This is a genomic window from Massilia scottii (genome assembly GCF_030846495.1).
Lineage (GTDB): Bacteria > Pseudomonadota > Gammaproteobacteria > Burkholderiales > Burkholderiaceae_D > Telluria_A > Telluria_A violaceinigra.
In genome coordinates, this window is sequence record NZ_JAVCWM010000005.1 from 334376 (window position 1) to 352531 (window position 18156).

Annotated in this window: 18 protein-coding genes; 14 read left to right on the top strand and 4 right to left on the bottom strand. The window is 64.8% G+C overall.

Annotated elements, in window-relative coordinates:
- Window positions 1-524 precede the first annotated feature (524 nt).
- Entirely contained in the window at window positions 525-1304 is a 780-nt protein-coding gene (locus RBA41_RS09220; protein WP_306623276.1) for an IS66 family transposase, read from the bottom strand.
- A 12-nt stretch (window positions 1305-1316) separates the two neighbouring features.
- On the opposite strand from RBA41_RS09220, the gene RBA41_RS09225 reads away from it, so the two are divergent.
- Entirely contained in the window at window positions 1317-1475 is a 159-nt protein-coding gene (locus RBA41_RS09225) for a hypothetical protein (RefSeq protein ID WP_306623278.1), read from the top strand.
- Between the two features lie 133 nt (window positions 1476-1608).
- Here the strand turns inward: RBA41_RS09225 and RBA41_RS09230 are convergent, their stop codons facing one another.
- On the bottom strand, window positions 1609-2340 hold the full coding sequence (locus tag RBA41_RS09230) for a Crp/Fnr family transcriptional regulator (protein WP_099881034.1): 732 nt from the start codon (window positions 2338-2340) through the stop codon (window positions 1609-1611).
- Window positions 2341-2577: 237 nt separating this feature from the next.
- Here RBA41_RS09230 and RBA41_RS09235 point away from each other — a divergent pair, with 237 nt between their 5' ends.
- The 4 genes from RBA41_RS09235 (at window position 2578) to RBA41_RS09250 (ending at window position 4728) form a co-directional block, all read left to right on the top strand.
- On the top strand, window positions 2578-3318 hold the full coding sequence (locus tag RBA41_RS09235; RefSeq protein WP_306623280.1) for a glycine zipper 2TM domain-containing protein: 741 nt from the start codon (window positions 2578-2580) through the stop codon (window positions 3316-3318).
- Between the two features lie 170 nt (window positions 3319-3488).
- Complete coding sequence (locus RBA41_RS09240; protein WP_306623281.1) at window positions 3489-3719, top strand: hypothetical protein; 231 nt, start codon at window positions 3489-3491, stop codon at window positions 3717-3719.
- A gap of 92 nt (window positions 3720-3811) precedes the next feature.
- Window positions 3812-3958: a lmo0937 family membrane protein gene (locus RBA41_RS09245; RefSeq protein ID WP_103170603.1), complete on the top strand. Its 147-nt coding sequence runs from the start codon at window positions 3812-3814 to the stop codon at window positions 3956-3958.
- Window positions 3959-4062: 104 nt separating this feature from the next.
- Complete coding sequence (locus RBA41_RS09250; RefSeq protein ID WP_306623283.1) at window positions 4063-4728, top strand: YiaD family glycine zipper/OmpA-like lipoprotein; 666 nt, start codon at window positions 4063-4065, stop codon at window positions 4726-4728.
- A 47-nt stretch (window positions 4729-4775) separates the two neighbouring features.
- On the opposite strand, the gene RBA41_RS09255 is transcribed toward RBA41_RS09250, so the two are convergent.
- A complete protein-coding gene (locus RBA41_RS09255) occupies window positions 4776-5324 on the bottom strand; it encodes a DeoR/GlpR family DNA-binding transcription regulator (protein WP_306623284.1) in 549 nt (182 codons plus the stop codon).
- Here RBA41_RS09255 and RBA41_RS09260 point away from each other — a divergent pair.
- The 4 genes from RBA41_RS09260 to RBA41_RS09275 all read left to right on the top strand — a co-directional run bounded on the left by RBA41_RS09260 (window position 5323) and on the right by RBA41_RS09275 (window position 7366).
- Window positions 5323-5790: an NUDIX hydrolase gene (locus tag RBA41_RS09260; RefSeq protein ID WP_306623285.1), complete on the top strand. Its 468-nt coding sequence runs from the start codon at window positions 5323-5325 to the stop codon at window positions 5788-5790. The genes RBA41_RS09255 and RBA41_RS09260 overlap by 2 nt on opposite strands.
- Window positions 5791-5836: 46 nt before the next feature.
- Window positions 5837-6292: a hypothetical protein gene (locus tag RBA41_RS09265; RefSeq protein ID WP_306623286.1), complete on the top strand. Its 456-nt coding sequence runs from the start codon at window positions 5837-5839 to the stop codon at window positions 6290-6292.
- A 78-nt stretch (window positions 6293-6370) separates the two neighbouring features.
- Complete coding sequence (locus tag RBA41_RS09270) at window positions 6371-6655, top strand: hypothetical protein (protein WP_306623287.1); 285 nt, start codon at window positions 6371-6373, stop codon at window positions 6653-6655.
- A gap of 108 nt (window positions 6656-6763) precedes the next feature.
- Complete coding sequence (locus RBA41_RS09275; protein ID WP_306623288.1) at window positions 6764-7366, top strand: DUF3617 domain-containing protein; 603 nt, start codon at window positions 6764-6766, stop codon at window positions 7364-7366.
- 51 nt (window positions 7367-7417) lie between these two features.
- Here the strand turns inward: RBA41_RS09275 and RBA41_RS09280 are convergent, their stop codons facing one another.
- The gene (locus RBA41_RS09280; protein ID WP_306623289.1) at window positions 7418-8254 is read right to left on the bottom strand and encodes a branched-chain amino acid aminotransferase; all 837 of its coding nucleotides are present in this window, start codon (window positions 8252-8254) and stop codon (window positions 7418-7420) included.
- A 165-nt stretch (window positions 8255-8419) separates the two neighbouring features.
- Here RBA41_RS09280 and RBA41_RS09285 point away from each other — a divergent pair, with 165 nt between their 5' ends.
- From RBA41_RS09285 to RBA41_RS09305, 5 genes are all read left to right on the top strand, one after another.
- Entirely contained in the window at window positions 8420-9121 is a 702-nt protein-coding gene (locus RBA41_RS09285) for a hypothetical protein (protein ID WP_306623290.1), read from the top strand.
- Window positions 9122-9216: 95 nt separating this feature from the next.
- Complete coding sequence (locus tag RBA41_RS09290; protein WP_306623291.1) at window positions 9217-11313, top strand: site-specific recombinase; 2097 nt, start codon at window positions 9217-9219, stop codon at window positions 11311-11313.
- Window positions 11310-12701 (top strand): cardiolipin synthase, encoded by a 1392-nt coding sequence (gene cls / locus RBA41_RS09295; RefSeq protein WP_306623292.1) that lies wholly within the window; start codon window positions 11310-11312, stop codon window positions 12699-12701. Before RBA41_RS09290 ends, cls begins: the two co-directional genes overlap by 4 nt.
- 258 nt (window positions 12702-12959) lie before the next feature.
- Entirely contained in the window at window positions 12960-16718 is a 3759-nt protein-coding gene (locus RBA41_RS09300; protein ID WP_306623293.1) for an autotransporter outer membrane beta-barrel domain-containing protein, read from the top strand.
- Between the two features lie 31 nt (window positions 16719-16749).
- Window positions 16750-18150: a phenylacetate--CoA ligase family protein gene (locus RBA41_RS09305; protein ID WP_306623294.1), complete on the top strand. Its 1401-nt coding sequence runs from the start codon at window positions 16750-16752 to the stop codon at window positions 18148-18150.
- The last annotated feature ends 6 nt before the right edge of the window (window positions 18151-18156 follow it).

Here is an 18156-nt window from a genome sequence, read left to right on the forward strand (position 1 = left end):
TGCGGTTTCTGATGCAACTGGGGCATGGATCGGTGGAATTGTGACCTCGGTGGGCAAGGCTGCACTTGCGAACGCAATCGCTAACGGTACAATTGGAATGGCGACACAGACGGCAAGCAATTTAGTCAGCTGCCAGCCCTTCTATCAGGGCCAGGCTGGCAATTTCGTCCGGATTCGGGGGGCTCCTCCCAGTTTTCTAGCGACCCGGGCTGGTGATAGACGATAGGTGCCGAGCAAATGAGAGACCTGGTAGCTGCTTTAATGAAATTTCTTGCAGCGGGAGCTTTGATGTCATTTTTTTGGGGAGGGGGCATATATTTCATGTCGTCTGTTCCAAATGTGCCATTAGCAATTGCAATGGCGTGCATCCCGCTTATATTTGTAATGTTTTATAGTTTTCCAGTGTTAGTGCAAATATGGAAAATGTGGCGAGCGAAGTAGTGGCGGCGTAAGGGCAGATGCCGACGAGCCGGCAAGGACTGGATATTCGGCCGTCCAGGTCGGTGACGTCGGAGGCGTGAGGGTCAGTGCCAACAAGACGGACACGGACTGAGCAGTTCCGTATCCTGTTCGTATGCTATCCGTAGGCTGTACGTATCCCGTTCGGACCGTAAAAATTCGCTCTGGTGTGAAAACCCCAGCAAAAGTCGCCAGTAGTGGGGTGCGCGGGGAGTCGCCGCCGCCCCCTGCAGTTCGACGTGTTGACGGTATAGCGGCTGGTGATAGGCGAACTTGTCGATGATCATCCCGGCGATGAAGCTGACATCGGCGCGGCAACCATCCAGTACGCCCACCGGCGCGGAGGGGCACGACAGGGTTTGATCAGCGCGCAGCTTGATGACCGGGCGCACGTACTTGAGGATGACATAGCTGCCGGGACGCTGGGCCGGGCGATAGCTGACCTTTTCGCCGATCACTTCGAAGTCCGCCGCGTCCAGTCCTGCCGTCTCCTCATTGGCAACGGCGATGACCTCGACCGGCACCTTCGTCTCGTCAAAGAACAGGACCGCGTCGTCGCTACCATCGATGAGATTCCTGTTTTTGCTCCTGGGTTCGCGCTCGTGCGCAGCGATATTGATCTTTTTGGCGGGCGCTGCGTCATCGGGAACGACGTCGAACGCTTCGCCCAGCGTGCCTTGGACGCCTTCCGGTTCGGGCATTCGACGCTCGCTCTTCTGGCCGAAGATCTGCCGCTGAAACCACGCTACCTGGCGACGCAGACGGATGATTTCACGCCCCTGCGCGTCGAGCAAGGCGCGCATCTCCGGCGCGGTCAATTCCACCACCTGACGATGGCGGAACACACAGGGGGACCGATGAACTGGGATGCTATCGTTTGCAAGTTTTCTCGCACCTCTACCCACGTCGACCAGATCGGTAACGACGAGTCCTGCCTGCCGCTGGGAAACCGCGCGCAAATCCAGGCCGCCATGTCCGACCTGTTCGCGGACACCGACTGGAGCGGCCCGCCATGAGGCCGCTGCCAGGGCCCGTTCGGCTCGGTTGGTTTCAATGTGCCGGATCACGCCCCGGTGAGGCAATGGATGGCGTGCCGCAAGCAGGTACTGCGACAGCGGCAAGACGCGCAGGCCGGCGCCGCCCGGCGGTTCAGACGAACGCGGTGGACAGCGCGCTGGCGCCGGCTTCCTTGACGATCTCGTAGCACTTGCAGGAGGCCGCGGCCAAACCCTGCACGTCGAGGATTTCGATATTGCCGCGGCTGTAGATGATCAGCCCCTGCTGCTGCAGGGCGCTGGCGGCCTTGGTCACGCCGACCCGGCGCACGCCCAGCGCATGGGCCAGGAATTCGTGCGTGAGGTGGAATTTGTCGGACTTGAGGCGGTCGCGCGTGATGAGCAGCGAGCGCGCCAGGCGTGCTTCGAGCACGTGAAAACGGCTGCACACGGCGATCTGGATGGCCTGCGCCAGCAAGGTGTCGGTATACCGGTACAGCACCCGCTGCAGCGCCGGATTGCGCGCGAACTCGGTGCGGAACTTGGCGCTGTCCATGCGGCTCGCGCAGCCGGCGCGCTGCACGATGGCGCGCGTCTGCGCCGTGTCGTGCCCGAGCGCGACAGTGGCGCCCAGCATGCCTTCGCGTCCGACCAAACCCACTTCGAGCGTCATGCGCCCTTCGGCCACGCCCAGCAGGGAGATCAGGCTATCGTGCGGAAAATAAATAAAGCGCACCGGCTCGGCCGGCTCGTACAGGACCTCGCCCACTTCCACCTGCACCGGTTCGAGCAAGGGAGACAGACGCGCCAGATCGTTATGCGGCAGGGCGGCGAGCAACTGGTTGCCGTTCGGGTGGTCGAGCTCTACCGCGGAAACGTGATTCATCGCTCCCTCCGGCAGGCAAAGCGTGTGGTCGACCATAAGTCAAAACGGATAGCGATCATTAGATAGGTAAGGCCAGGTAAATACTGCGGATACATTTACAAACAATTTCAATCAGCGTAACGGCAATAATAGGCAAAGTATGTACGGTGACGCACGGAAGCACCGCCCCATCCTCGGGAGAATGGCCTGCATCAACCCGACAGTGCGGCAGCGCACGTTCAATCCAAAGGAAACACCATGAGTACTCCCACTTCCCCCGCGGCGCCGAGCGCGCGGCATCCCCTGCTGATCGCCGCCGCGGTCGCGGTCATCGTGTTTTGCGGCACCGGCACGGCCGCCATCCTGGGCTGGATTCCTTCCTCCATCGGCGGCACGCCCGCCGCGGCCGAACTGAGCGAAATCGACCGCGCCGTGCTCGCGTCCAAACTGCAGGGCACCACGCCGCCCCAGCCGGCCGCGCTCGATCTGCGCGAGCTCGACCACGACGGCGACCGCGAACGCGAACGCGACCGTGACCGTGCGGCCGATCGCCTCGCCGCGCGCGAACGCGCCGCCGAACGCGCCGCCCTCGACAATGCGGCGCAGCCACGCAAACCGGCACCGCGCCTGGCAGCGGCCGAGCCGGTGAAGGAAAGCGGCTGGTGCGCGCACTGCGGCAATATCGAATCGGTGCGTGAAGTGAGGCAGCGCGCCGAAGGCAGCGGCCTGGGCGCGGCCGGCGGCGCCCTGCTCGGCGGCTTGCTGGGCAACCAGGTCGGCGGCGGCAACGGCCGCAAGCTGGCCACCGTGGCCGGCGCGGTGGGCGGCGCCGTGGTCGGCAACCAGGTCGAAGGCAATCTGAAAGCGACCCGCGGCTACGAAATCCGCGTGCGCCTCGACGATGGCGGGGCCCGCACCTTTCATCAGCAAAGCGCCGCCGGCTGGCGCGCCGGCGACCGCGTTAAGATCGTCAACGGGACCTTGCGCTCGGCCGCCTGATCCCGCACAGCAGTACAAAAAACAACGCCCCTGGCTGAAAAGCAAGGGGCGTTGTGTTTTCTTCTTTGCAATGTGTGCCAGCGAACCGATCTCCTGATGAGCTGGCGCGAGAATGGCTTTACGCCTGCAGCAAAAGGCGCGGCAGTATCACCAGAGACGAAGGAATTATCATGAACCGCATGGTTTGGATCGGCATTTTAGCTTGGGGCATTATCGTGACGCTGTTCGGTTTCAGCGCCGCGGGACCTGTCGCGGCGGGCAGCAGCGCCACGATGCAGGCCCAGGATGTGGTGTTCCTGATTGCCGGCGGCCTGGTGGCCTGCCTGATCGGTCTGGTTGGCATGGCTGGCGTATTGGGATGGCTGCCAGCCTTGCGAAACGAACAAAAAAGTTATTCTTAATGTACGCCAGCGTACGGAGCGGCATGCAAGAGTTCTGCATACTGCAATCACGACATACCAGTCGTCTATAAAAACCCACCGAGGACAATATCATGCTCTATACAATCGCCGTAGTACTTCTTATCCTGTGGCTGCTTGGCTTGGTCACTTCCTATACAATTGGCGGCTTCATCCACATTTTGCTGGTTGTCGCAGTCATCATGATTCTGGTTCGCCTGATCAGCGGCCGAGGTATCTAGCTGACGCATGATCCGGCCATCGACTGATGTCCGATCCGTTTCGCGGTCGCGCCCGGCATAGCCTGGTGTGACAGCGAAACGGATTAATTACTTTTGGAGCCACTATGAAAAAGAACCTGAGCAAGTCCCTGATTGGTATCACCATCGTCGCCATGTTTGCCACCGGTTGCGCCGACATGTCACCGACCCAGCGCGGCACCGCCACCGGCGCCGGCGTTGGCGCTGGCCTCGGTGCGATCATTGGCGCCTCCGCCGGCAGCGGCGGACGCGCGGGCAAGGGCGCCCTGATCGGTGGCGCCGCCGGCGCGATCATCGGCAATATCTGGTCGAACCGCATGGAACAGCAGAAGCAAGCCATGGAACAGGCCACGCGCGGCACCGGCATCCAGGTCAGCCAGACCCAGGATAACCGCCTGAAGCTCGACGTGCCTGCCGACGTCTCGTTCGACACCGGCCGTTCCGACATCAAATCGAATTTCCGTCCGGTACTGGAACGCTTCGCCGCGACCCTGCAGGACAATCCTGCGACCACGGTGACCATCATCGGCCACACCGACAGCACCGGCGGCGACGCCATCAACCAGCCGCTGTCGGTCGACCGCGCCGCCCAGACGCGCGATTTCCTCGCTTCGCGCGGCGTCTCGCCGAACCGCATCATGATCGATGGCCGCGGCGAGCGCGAACCGGTCGCCTCGAACGATGACGCTTCCGGCCGCGCGCGCAACCGCCGCGTCGAGATCTACGTCGCCGAGCCGAACCGCCAGGGTTAAGCCCCGCTGCAACACCCCGAAAAGCCGGCATCGCGATGCCGGCTTTTTTACGCCGGCGCCACGTGCACCGTCACGCCGAGCGCGCGGTAGCGCGCCAGCAAGGCCGCGTCGGTGCCGTGCGCCACCACCAGCGCGGCGATCTGGTCGGCGCCGGCGATGCGGTAGGGCGAGGCGGTCGCCAGTTTTTCGGGCGAGGCCAGCACCACGGTCCGCGCGGCCGCGCCCCACATGGCGCGCTTGACGGCCGCCTCCTCGACGTCGCCCGTGGACAGGCCGGCATCCGGGTCGATGCTGCTCACGCCAAAAAAACACAGGTCGGCGCGCACCTGGGCGATCGCTTCCAGCGTGGCCGCGCCCACCCCCACCACCGAGTGGCGGTACAGGCGCCAGCCGAGCATGATCACCTCCACCTGCTCGTGCCCCAGCAGCGCCAGCGCCACCGACGGGCTGTGGGTGAGCACCGTGGCGCGCAAGTCCGGCGCCAGTGACCGCACCAGGTGGCCTGACGTGGTGCCGCCATCGATGAACACCACCTGTCCCGGCCAGATCAGCGCGGCGGCGGCGCGTCCGATGGCCGCCTTGGCGTCGGGCGACATGCGCGCGCGCGCTGAAGTCGGCCAGCGCCGGCGAGGCGGGCAAGGCCGGCAGCGCACCGTGCTGCTCACGCGCCAGTTCCGCATCCCCGCTTTCGTGAATGGCCACCACGGTTTTCTGATCGAAGCGGCCGCCGGCCTGCTCGACAATGCCAGCCCCGAGCAGCGCATCCGCGCGGAAGCCGAGGAAGAAACCGGTTACCGCATTGACGACGTGAAAAAGATATACGACCTGTTCATGAGTCCCGGGTCGGTGACCGAACGCCTGCACTTTTTCATCGGCGCCTACGCGCCGGAACACAAGGTGGGCGATGGCGGCGGCCTGGCCGCCGAGGGCGAGGATATCGACGTGCTCGAACTCGGTTTCGACGAAGCGCTGGCCATGATGGCCAGCGGCGAGATCATGGATGGCAAGACTGTCCTGCTGTTGCAATATCTCCAGTTGCACCTGATGTCGGCGCAAACCTAGCGCCAGATCAATACATCGGCGTGGGAGGCACGCGATAGTTGCACCTATGAATGCACATACCTCCCTCCCAGAGAACCCGGCAGCGCGCGCCGAGCGGCGCGACACGCTGTGGAACCCGGACGCCGCCGCCTGCTGGAGCCTGCTGCTCACGCCCCTGTTCGGCACTTACCTGATCATCCGCAACTGGGAAGCGCTCGGCGAGCCCGGGCGCGCCGTGCGCGCATGCTGGTGGTTCGCCCTGAGCCTGGTGATGCTCATCCTCAACTTCTACTATTCCTTGCTGTGCAGCGAGTCCTCGCCCATACGCATGAGCAACGTGATTTTCTTGCTGGTCTGGTATATCGCCGAGGCCAGTCCCCAGGAGCGCTTCATCCGCGAGCGCCTGGGCACCGATTATGCGCGCCAGTCCTGGGCCGTCGCCCTGCCCTGCGCGCTGGTGCTGTTCATTGCATACGTGGTCGGCTACGTCCGGCTGCTCGCCTTGATCACGCAGGTGCATTGAGATGAACGCCGTCCGCATTGGCGTCGCAATTGGCAGTATCCACTTTTCGCAGGTTGACCACTCGCACAGGAGCACGGTATGAGCACGGAGCGTTTTGCCCATTTTTTGGATTCTCTGCAATCCTGGAGCGCGGAAGCGCCCGCCCCGGCAGCAGTGCCGGTCACCTCCACCGGCCAGACCAACGCCAACCAGAGCGCGCGCGTACGCCGCGTCAAGGGTTTGCTGGAAGCGGTCGGATCGGATCCATCCTGGCGCGCGCGCGGCGACGCCCAGGCCGGCAACGACAGCGCGGCGAACAATGCCGATGAACTCGACGATGGACTCGATGACGACCTCGACGACGAAGACGACGACTTCAACTGATCTGCTTGGCGACCGGCGGCGGCGCGGCGCGCCGTTCGCCTGCGTGTTCTATTAACAACATCCAGTGCGCGTTTCGCGATAAACTCGCGTATTCACACTGGAGCCACCATGAACCCACGCCTTCGCCTGACCGCCCTCGCCATCGTTTCCGCCGCGACCTTGTCGCTCGCGCCCGCCAGCGCCGCCACCCAGAACATGAAGCCCGGTCTCTGGGAAAACACCAGCAAGTCGACCTCGCAAAACGCAGAGATTGCGAAGGCCATGGCACAGATGCAGAAACAGATGAAGTCCATGCCGCCGGAACAGCGCAAGGCGATGGAAAAAGCCATGGGCAACTCCGGCGCGCCGAACTTCAAGCTCAACGACGACGGCAGCGTCACCGTCAAGATGTGCATCACCCAGAAAATGATCGACGATTCGGCCGGCAACCATCTTGGCCAGCTCAACGGCAACTGCACCCACAAGAAGGGGCCATTGGTGGGCGGCACCCAAAGCTTCTCCTACACCTGCGTCAACCCGCAGGCGTCCGGCGAGGGCAAGATTTCGTACCAGGCCGATTCGTATAGCTCGACCGTGACGATGACGTCCAGCGCCGCCGGCGCCATGGGAAACATGACCATGGAATCGACGGGCAAGTATTTGGGCGCCAACTGCGGCGACGTCAAGCCGGTCGACACCAAGCCGGTTCCCAAGCCGGCCGCCGGCAAATAAGGCGTCCGCAAGGCGTCCGGCGGCGCGCCTGCCAGCGTTTGACGCCGCGCTTTACGCCGCGCCCGAGAACGCCAGGTAGCGCTCGCGCGCCAGGGTCGCCACCGGCCCGATGGCCAGCGTGCGCCCTTCGTAGCGGATGCACGGGGTGACCTTGCCGTAGTTGCCGGTGTTGAAAATTTCCAGCGCCGTCAGCAGCTCGTCCGGGTGCACGCTGCGTTCTTCCACCGCCACGCCGGCCTCGGCCAAAAGCCCGATCACCCGGGCGCGCGTGATGCCGGCCAGGAAGGTACCGTTCGGCACCGGCGTCACCACCTTGCCCTCGGGCGTGACCAGGAACAGGTTCGAGGTCGCGAACTCGCCCACATTGCCGTCGCTGTCGACCACCACCGCATTGTCGAATCCGCGCGCACTCGCTTCGCGGATCGCGCGCGTGGTGTTGGCGTACAGGGCCGAGGCCTTGGCATCGGTCGGCGCCATGCTGGCGTCCGGCCGGCACAGGCTCGACAGGCAGGCCGAAAAACCGGTGAACGGCGGCATCGGCGCATCGAACAGGGTCAGCGCGAAACCGCTCTTCTCGGGCACCGGCACCAGGAAACCCTCGGCGCCGAACACCAGCGGGCGCACATACAGCTCGGCGTCAAGCGGAAACTTGCCCACCCCTTCGCGCACCAGCGCTTCCATCTCGTCCACCGTCAGCGGACACTGCAAGCCGAGCCGCTCGGCCGAGTGAATCACGCGCTGCAAATGCAGGCGCAGATCGGGCAACTGGCCGCGGATGGCGCGCGCGCCATCGAATACGGACGAACCCAGCCACACGCTATGGTCCATCGCGCCGAACAGCGGCACATTACCTTCGGCCCATTGCCCTTTGAAATAAGTCAGATACATACTTGCCCCTCAGTCATTGTTCTGCGTTCCAGTTTAACCGAACTTAGAGGTGGTGCTCCACCACGGGCCCGGCAATAAGCCGGCCTGAACTGTTAGCATTGAGAATGTTGCAAGAATACATTTAACTTAACGCAGTTCAATTCACCAACTTCATCCAGATGAACCATGCCCCCTGATCCGCTTGTTTCCCGGCTTCCCACGCGCTGGATCGCCATCGTCCTCGTGCTCGGCCTGCATGCGGCCCTGCTGCTGGCCTGGCGCCATACGCGCGAGAAAGCCCCGGACCGCGAGGATGACAGTGGCCCGCGTATCCAGTGGATCGAGGCCATCGCCGCCAGGCCCGTCCCGAGCCCGCCCGCGACGTCTGCCAGGCCGGCAGCCAGCCTGACGGCCGCGCCGCTGCGCGCCGCGCGCCAGCGCCCGGATGCCCCCGCACCGGGCCGAGTGTCCCCTCTTGCTCCCCCTCCCGAGGCCGAGGCGCCGGCGATGACCGTGGTGCCGCCCGACCCCTTCGCCGAGCCCGCCCCGGCCGCGCCATCCGGCGGTGCCGACGCCATCCGCAAGCGGGCGATGGCCGACCTGGCCAGGATCGACAAGGACTTGCGCAAGCAATCGCTCAACAAGTTCAGCGTGCCCGACGATTCGCCCCAGAAGCGCCTGATCGCCGGCATCCAGTCGGCCCGGCGCGCGCCCACCCTGTTTGAAAAGGCCGAAGTCGAGGAAATTACCACCGGCAATGCCGATGCGGGCGGACGCAAATACAAAATCAGGACCGCCTTGGGAACGTACTGCATTACTTATCTGAAGAACACTGAGCGAGTCAACGACCGTGTCCAGGAAAAGAAATACACCATGTGCCCCGATTGAGCGCGTCCCAAGCCGTGTGTTCGCTAGCGTACAAAGTTTCTGGGCGTCATCAACGTACACTACGTCTTTAGTATCTGTTGCTCCGGCTATTTTTCATGCTTTCAACCTTAGAACGACTCGACCCCCATAGCGACCGCATTGATATCCTGGTCGACCTGGTCGACAAACTGCGCCCGCGGCGGCGCGCCGACATGGCCACCAGCACCGACCGGGTGCGCACCCTGTGCCAGCTACTGAGGGGCAATCCCGCCCAGGCTTCCGCCCTGCGCAGCTACATCACGCGCCTGCTCGACAGCCGCCGCCACGCCAGCCTGTACACCGACATCGGCGTGCTGTCCAACGATGGCTTCTTCACCGAACTGAAGCGCCGCATTTCCTACCGTTTCCTGCCGCCCGCGCTGGGCAATGTGTACCTGAGCGACGCCATCGACCAGGTGCTGTACGTGAAAACCGATTACCGCTGGATTCGCACCGTGCCGGCCGCCGACTGGCTGGAACTGTTCGACGTGGTGTCCAACGCCACGCCCGCGCCGCACGCCAGCCCGGCCAACGCGCGCCGCACCACCGCGCTCGGCATGCTCGAAGCGATCCGCACCCTGTCCTGCCGCGTGTGCGCGCTCGGCTTCGAGCCGCGCCTGATCGGCAGCCACGCCGACATCGAAAACTTCGATTCGCCATTCCTGATGCAAAACATCGAGGTCAACAACTACCTCGACGGCTACGCGCGCCTGCTGTGCGGCGAAGCGAGCGGCATGGACGACGCGCGCCATCTGCTGGTCATGCTCGACCAGTGCGACAGCGTGGTGGCCAAGATCCGCAAGAATGCGCTCAGCCACGGCACCAGCGTCGCCCTCACCTATTTGCTGCTGGCCCTGACCCAGAGCATCGACCGCCTGCGCAAGCTGCTGTTCCTGGTCGACGTCAGCGGCCACTTGCCGGCCGCCCCCAGCGTCGACCTGGCAACGCTGGCCAACGACGCCACCCCCGACTACGCCCCGCCGACCAGCCTGCGCCGCGCCGGCGCCATCGCCCTGGCGCAGGAACTGGTCGAAGCGCACAATAACAAATACACGGTGCGCGACCTGTTCGCCGACAATATCGACCTCTTGGCCCGCAACGTCACCGAAAACGCCAGCCGCACCGGCGAACACTACATCGCCGACACCCGCGCCCAGCTGGGCGGCATGTTCCTGTCCTCGGCCGGGGCCGGCCTCATCGTCGGCTTCATGGCGCTGTTCAAGATTTTGCTGGGCACCCTGCGCGCCGCGCCGCTGGTCGAAGCGTTTTTGTTCAGCCTGAATTACTCGCTCGGCTTCATGCTGATCCACGTGCTGCATTTCACCGTGGCCACCAAGCAGCCGGCCATGACCGCCTCGCGCATCGCCGCCGGCCTGTCGAGCAAGGATGGGCGCAATATCGACCTCGACAGCATGGCCGCGCTCATCAACAAGGTGTTCCGCACCCAGTGCTTCGCCGTGCTGGGCAACCTGGCCACCGCCATTCCGACCGCCTGGCTGATCGCCATGGGCTACCGCTACGCCACCGGCCACCACCTGGTCACGCCCGACAAGGCCATGCACCTGCTGCACGACATCGACCCGATCCACAGCCTGGCCCTGTTCTACGCCGCCATTGCCGGCGTGTGCCTGTTCGTGGCCGGCCTGATCTCTGGCTACTTCGACAACAAGGCGCTGTACACCCGCATGGCGCAGCGCGTCTACCAGCTGCGCGGCCTGGGCCGCCTGCTGGGGCCGGAGCGCCTGCGCCGCCTGTCGCTGTACATCGAAAACAACCTGGGCAGCCTGATGGGCAACCTGTATTTCGGCATCCTGCTCGGCACCATCGGCACCCTCGGTTTCCTGTTCGGCCTGCCGCTCGACATCCGCCACGTCACTTTCTCGTCCGCCAACTTCGCCACCGCCCTGGTGGCGCTCGACCACAATATGAGCTGGGAAGTGGCGCTGACCTCGATCGGCGGATTTTTATCGATCGGCACGGTCAATCTCGTGGTAAGTTTCGGTTTAGCACTCTTAGTTGCGCTTCGCGCGCGCAAGATTCACTTCGAACACGGTATTCTTCTGTTGAAAGCACTCGGACGGCGATTCCTGGCCGCCCCCATCGATTTTTTCATCGGGCCCAAGGACATGCCGTCGGAGCCGCTCGAAGCCGTACCAATTAGGGGATCAAAATGACAAAACCACGTGTCGCTGCCTGGCTGGCCGTCCTGGCCCTTGCGCTCGGCCTGGCCTCCTGCACCGCGCTGCCCTCGATGGACGCGCTGGCGGACGCCCCGGCGGCGCGCGCCACCCCGACGGTGGCCACCGGCAAGGGCCGGATGGACAAGAAAAAAGCCGCCGACCTGCTGGCGCGGCGCTGGGCCAAGGCCACGCCGGACATGAAGGCGCTGGCGGTGCTGGAAGAAGCGGCCACCGGCGTGCCGCTGGTGGCGGGCAACAAGGTCACCCTGCTGTTCGACGGCCCGGCCACCATGAAGGAAATGATGGCCGCCGCCAGCAACGCCAAAACCTCGATCAACCTGGAAACCTATATTTTCGACCAGGATGAGATCGGCATGCAGTTTGCCGACGTGCTGATCGAAAAGCAGAAACAGGGCGTCACCGTCAATGTGCTGTACGACAGCGTCGGCACCCTGGCCACGCCCAAGGAATTCTTCGAGCGCATGAAGCAGGCCGGCATTGCCATGGTTGCCTTCAACCCGGTCAATCCGGCGGCCCGGGTCGGCAAATGGGAGCTGAACAACCGCGACCACCGCAAGCTGATGGTGGTCGACGGCAAGGTCGCGTTCACGGGCGGCATCAACATCAGCAGTACCTACGCCAACAGTTCCTTTTTCCGCTCCAAGCGCAAGCCGGACACGACCGACAGCAAGAAGGTCGGCTGGCGCGATACCCACATCAAGATCGAGGGCCCGGCGGTGGCCTCGCTGCAGTATCACTTCATCGATGCCTGGGTCAACCAGGATGCCGGCGAATTGCCCGAGCGCGAGTATTTCCCGCCGCTGGCGCCGGTGGGCGACAAGATCGTGCGCGTGCTGGCCACCGATCCCGAGCGCGAGTCGGAGATTTACAAGTCGTTCATGCTGGCGATCCAGGAAGCGAAGAAATCGGTGCACATCACCTCGGCCTATTTCGTGCCGGACCGCCAGTTCGTCGATGCCCTGTGCGCGGCCGCCAGGCGCGGCGTGGACGTGCGCCTGGTGCTGCCGGGGGTGACCGATCACGGCCTGGTGTTCCATGCGGGGCGCGCGTTTTACGATGAGCTGCTCAGGAACGGCGTCAAGATTCACCAGTTGCAGGTGGCGATTCTGCATGCCAAGACGGCGGTGATCGACGGCACCTGGTCGACCGTCGGCTCGGCCAATATCGACCGCCGCAGTTTTCTGCACAATTACGAATTGAACGTGGTGGTGCTCGACGCCGGCTTCGGCACCGACATGGAAAGCGCGTTCGCGGAAGATATGCGCGACTCCAAGGAGATCACCCTCGAACAATGGCGCGACCGCCCGTGGTCCGACCGCCTCAAGGAATGGGCGGCACGGCTGACCGAATACTGGATCTGAACCGCTATCGGCCGTACTTCGGTCAATGTGTTGTTACACAATCAGATTCCGTTATGTGCAGAGCGAAACATCATTTACATAAAAATAGTGTTTCGCTATATTCAAGGCACATAGGGATCAGCGCCACTTGAGATAAATCAAGTGAAGCCTTGATTCATCGGGCGCGCGCGAGTTCTTTGCAGGGCGCCTCCACATCCTGTTGCGCACCTGAACCGGGGAACTCATCTCATGGCGAATCTCAATTTTCAAAAAAAACAAATGGCGGTACTGGTCGCCGGTGCCTGCCTGCTGATGGCCAACGCGTCGGCGATCGGCAACCCTTGTCCGGCTGCCAGCGGCGGCATCATTACGGTGGACAATATCACCATCGATAACACCTGCACGATCGGCGCCGGCGAGAGCCTCGACGTCACTGCCACCGGGGTGATCACCGTGCCGCTGGCCAACACGCCAAACAATGGCGTGCAACTCGCTCCCGGCGTCAGCGCCGGCGCCATCACCAATGCCGGCACCATCAACCCGGTCGCGGTCGCGCTCAACATCGAAGGCACGCTCACCGGCGGCATCACCAATACCGGCACCATCGCCTCCACCGGGCCGTGGGGCGGCGTGACCGAGGAAGGCATCCGCCTGAACGGCGCCACCGTCGCCGGCGCCATCAGCAACGGCCCGGCCGGCGTGATCAGCACCGTCAACGGCACCGCGATCAATATCATCAACAGTACTTTGCAGGGCGGCATCACCAACGCCGCCGGCGGCGACATCAGCGCGGCCGGCGGCTTCGCCGCGCTCAACATCAGCGGGTCCCAGATCGGCGCCAGCATTGTGAACCAGGGACACATCGGCCGTACGCCAGGGCAAAACGCGCGCGGCATCGCCATGTCGACCGCCACCGTCACCGGCGATATCCTCAACAGCGGCACCATCGACACCCAGGGCGGCAGCCCGGCGCTGTCGCTGGTCGCGAGCACCGTCAGCGGCAAGATCAGCAATAGCGGCACGCTGGGCAGCGCCAATTCCAATGCCCTGACGGTACAAGGCAGTTCCACGGTCGGCCAGATCGAAAATACCGCGTCGGGCACCATCAACGGCGGCTTCCTCGCGATCTATTCGAGCAACTCCACCGTCAGCGGCGGCATCGTCAATGCCGGCATCCTCAGCGCCACCCACGCCATCGGCTTGCAGACGAGCACCATCAGCGGTGGCGGCATCCTGAACGATCTCGGCGCCGAGACGCATGGCGGCCGCGGGATCGATCTGAACATTTCGCAGATCACCGGCGACATCACCAACCGCGGCCTGCTGGACGGCGCCGAAGGCGGCATCGTGGCGTACAACGGGACCACCATCACCGGCAAGATCGTCAACGCGGGCACGATCACCAGCGGCGGCGATTCGATTTCCTTGAGTAATACCCAGGTCAGCGGCGCGATCGTCAACGGCGGCACGATCGCCAGCACCGGCGGCGCCGGCATCCACCTGATGGGCGGCGCCACGGCGGACGACATCAGCAACAACTTCACCGGCATCATCAACAGCGCCAACGGCAACAGTATCCATCTCGATGGCAGCGGCACCAGCGTGGCGAACGGGATCTCCAACAACGGCGCCCTGAACGGCGCGCGCGGCGTGTACGTCGGCAGCGGCGCCAACATCGTGGCCGGCGGCATCGTCAACCAGGTCGGCGCCAGCATCACCGCCACCGATATCGGCATCACCGTGCCCAACGGGGAAGTGCATGGCGGCATCACCAACGATGGCACGATCAGCGGCACCAACAACGGCATCGCAATCACGGGCACGAGCGTTCTCGACGGCGGCATCCTGAACAGCGGCACCGGCATCATCAGCGGCGCCAATGCGCTCAACTTCACCAACAGCGGCAGCGCGTTTACCGTCACCAACCAGGGCAGCCTGACTGGGGCAGTCGCGCTCGGCATCAATACCCTGACCGTCCTGGGCAGCACCGCCAGCGTGACCGGCACCGTCACCGGCGGCACTGGCAGCGTGGTCAATATCGGCACCGGTGCGCTCAATACCGGGTCGATGACGGCCGGCGGCGACTTTGCCGGCTTGAGCCAGATGAATATCGGCGCGGGCAGTACCCTGCGTTCGACCAGTGCGCTCAACATCGGCGCGACGACCATGAGCAACAGCGGCATCCTGTCGGTCGCGGCCGGCCATACCGTCTCGCTGACGGGCGACTATGTCCAGCCTGCCGGCGGCATTTTCCGCACCGGTCTGACCAACGCCACGACCTACGGCAAACTGAACGTGACCGGCAATGTCGACCTGTCCGCCAGCAGCAACATCGATGTCGACGTCACCGGCGCGCCGGTCCTAGCCAACGGCACCATCCTGGCCGATGTGATCAAGGCCGGCGACACGCTGACCACTGCGGTCACCATTCCGGTGACCGACAACAGCTTCCTGTTCAACCTGACTGGCGTGAAAAACGGCAAGTCGGTCGATCTGGTGATTGCCTCGGCGCCAACGCCAACGCCAACCCCGACGCCAACACCAACACCAACCCCGACGCCAACACCAACGCCAACGCCGACGCCGACACCGGTGCCTACACCAACGCCAGTGCCGACCCCGACCCCGACTCCGGTGCCGACTCCCACGCCGGTGCCGACACCGGTCCCGGTTCCCGTGCCAACACCGGTCCCGACGCCGGTACCGGTGCCTGTGCCGACACCGGTGCCGGTGCCTGTTCCCACGCCGGTGCCAGTGCCGACCCCTGTTCCGGTGCCAGTGCCGACACCGGTGCCAGTGCCGACGCCGGTCCCCACGCCGGTCCCGACGCCAGTGCCGGTCCCGACGCCAGTGCCGACGCCGGTCCCGACACCGGTACCGACGCCGACGCCGCCGATCACGCCGCCGCCACCGGCCAACACCGCCATCTCGGCCATCGTGGCCACCGGCAATTCGTCGGGAGGCGGCGCGGCGCGCGTGTTCGACACCCTGATCGCCAACAGCACCGGCGGCGACATGGGCCAGGTCATCACCGCGCTGGGCAAGCTGTCGACCGCGCAAGAAGTGTCCGATGCCGTCGGCCAGACCGTGCCGCTGGCAGCCGGCGGCACCGCCGCCGCGCTGGCCCGTACCATGAACCTGACCGACCGCGTGGTGCAGGCGCGCATCGAATCGAACCGCGGCCTGTCGGCCGGCGACGGCTACGGCAGCGAGCGCGCAATGTGGGCCAAGCCGTTCGGATCCTGGGCACGCCAGAGCGAACGCAATGGCGCCCCCGGCTACGAGGCCGACAGCGGCGGCCTGATCGTCGGAGCGGACGGCGTGGTCAGCAGCGCCGACCGGGTCGGCTTCGCGGTGACCTATGCCAGGACCAGTCTGGACGGCACCGGCGTGAGCGCGCAGACGGCCGATATCGACCTGCTGCAACTGATGACCTACGGCAGCCACAACCTGGACGCCGATACCGACATCAGCTGGCAGCTCGACCTGGGCACCAACAAGACCGAGGGCCGCCGGCTCATCAGTTTTGGCGGCCTGACGCGCATGGCAAGCAGCGACTACCGCGGCATGAGCCTGCATGCGGGCAGCGGCATCGCCCGCGTGCTGCGCCTGAGCGAGCAAACCAATCTGACGCCATCGATGCGCCTGGACTACACCACCGTCAAGAACAAGGCCTACGCCGAAACCGGTGCCGGCGCCCTGAACTTGCTGGTCAACAGCCAGCGCGCCAAGCAGTTCATCCTGTACGGCGACGTCAGGTTCAATCATTCGCCATCGAAGGAATTGACGTTCTCGGGCAACCTCGGGTTCGGCTATGATTTCCTGGCCGAGCAAACCGCGGTCGTGGCGACCTTTGCCGGTGGCGGACCAGCCTTCACCACCAGCGGCATCGATCCCAAGCCGCTGTTTGCGCGCGCCGGCGCCGGCGTGACGCTGCTGCGGGCCGGCAGCACCGAACTGACGGCGCGCTACGACGCTGAAGCGCATCGCGGCTACCGCGCGCAAAGCGTGTCGCTGAAACTGCGCAAGCAGTTCTGAGCGGCGCCTCGACCCTGACACAAGGAGACCGATGTCGAACGACGTACCCGCATGGCGTTTGAAAAGCAGTTTGAGCGGCATCGAGTGGCCGGCTGTCCCGGATGTACGGGGCAGCCTGGTCTACTCCCTGTTCCGCCAGATGGAAACCGAACAATGGCTGGCCCCGCGCGATATCGCGGCGCGCCAGTCGGTCCAGCTGGGGCAGGTCGTGCGGCATGCCGCGCTGACCGTCCCCTGGTACCGCGGGCACTGGCCGCCCGGCCTGCTCGCGCAATGGTGCGACGGCGCGCCCGTCACTGCGCACGACTTTGCGCGCTTGCCATCCTTGTCCCGGCGCGACCTGCAGGCGCAGTTTGCGCAGCTGCAAAGCGGCGCGGTGCCGTCCGAACATGGCCCGCTCGCCGACGGCAGCAGTTCCGGCTCCACCGGTACCCCGGTGCGCTTTCGCAAGACCTACCTGAACCAGCTGATATGGGAAGCGCTGACCTTGCGCGACCATGCCTGGCACCGGCGCGACCTGCTGCAAACGCTGTGCATCATCCGCCGCGGCGAGGCCGACGAGGCCGACAACTGGGGCATGCCGACCCGCATGTTCCACACCGGCGCGGCCTATCTGTGCCCGGTCAGCGTGGATGTCGAGGCCCAGCTGGCATGGCTGGTCGAGCGCGCGCCCGGCTATCTGCTGACCTATCCCTCGCTCGCCCTGCAACTGGCCAGCCTGGCGCGCCAGCAAGGCGTGCGCTTGCCGGGCCTGCGCGAGGTGCGCACCTTCGGCGAGCCGCTCGATGCGCAGGTGCGCGACGCCTGCCGCGAAGCGTGGGGCGTGCCGGTCAACGACACCTATTCATCCGAGGAATTCGGCTACCTCGCCATCCGCTGTCCGCACAGCGGCCACTATCATGTGCAGTCCGAAAACGTCCTGCTCGAAGTGCTGGACGACGATGGCAAGGCCTGCGCGCCGGGCGCCATCGGACGCGTGGTGGTGACCGGCTTGCTGAATTTTGCGATGCCGCTGATCCGTTACGAACTGGGCGACATGGCCGAAGCCGGCCCGCCCTGCCCCTGCGGGCGCGGCCTGCCGGTGCTCTCGCGCATCCTCGGACGGACCCGCAACATGCTGGTGACGGCCGACGCAAAACGCTACTGGCCCACCTTCGGCTTTCGCGACAGTGCCACCGGCGCAGGCAGCGGCGGCCCGCGCATCGTCCAGCGCCAGGTGCTCCAGAGCGCGCTCGACCAGGTGCAGATCCGCTATGTCAGCCACAGTGCGCTCTCGCCCGAGGAAGAAAGCCGGCTCACGGCGCAGGTGGCGCAGCGCTTGCCGCCCGGCGTGAACGTCACGGCGCAGCGGGTGGACGCCATCGCGCGCAGTGCGAACGGCAAATTCGAGGAGTTCGTCGCGGCCATTGCGGCGCCGCCGCAAGCGCCGTGACGGCGT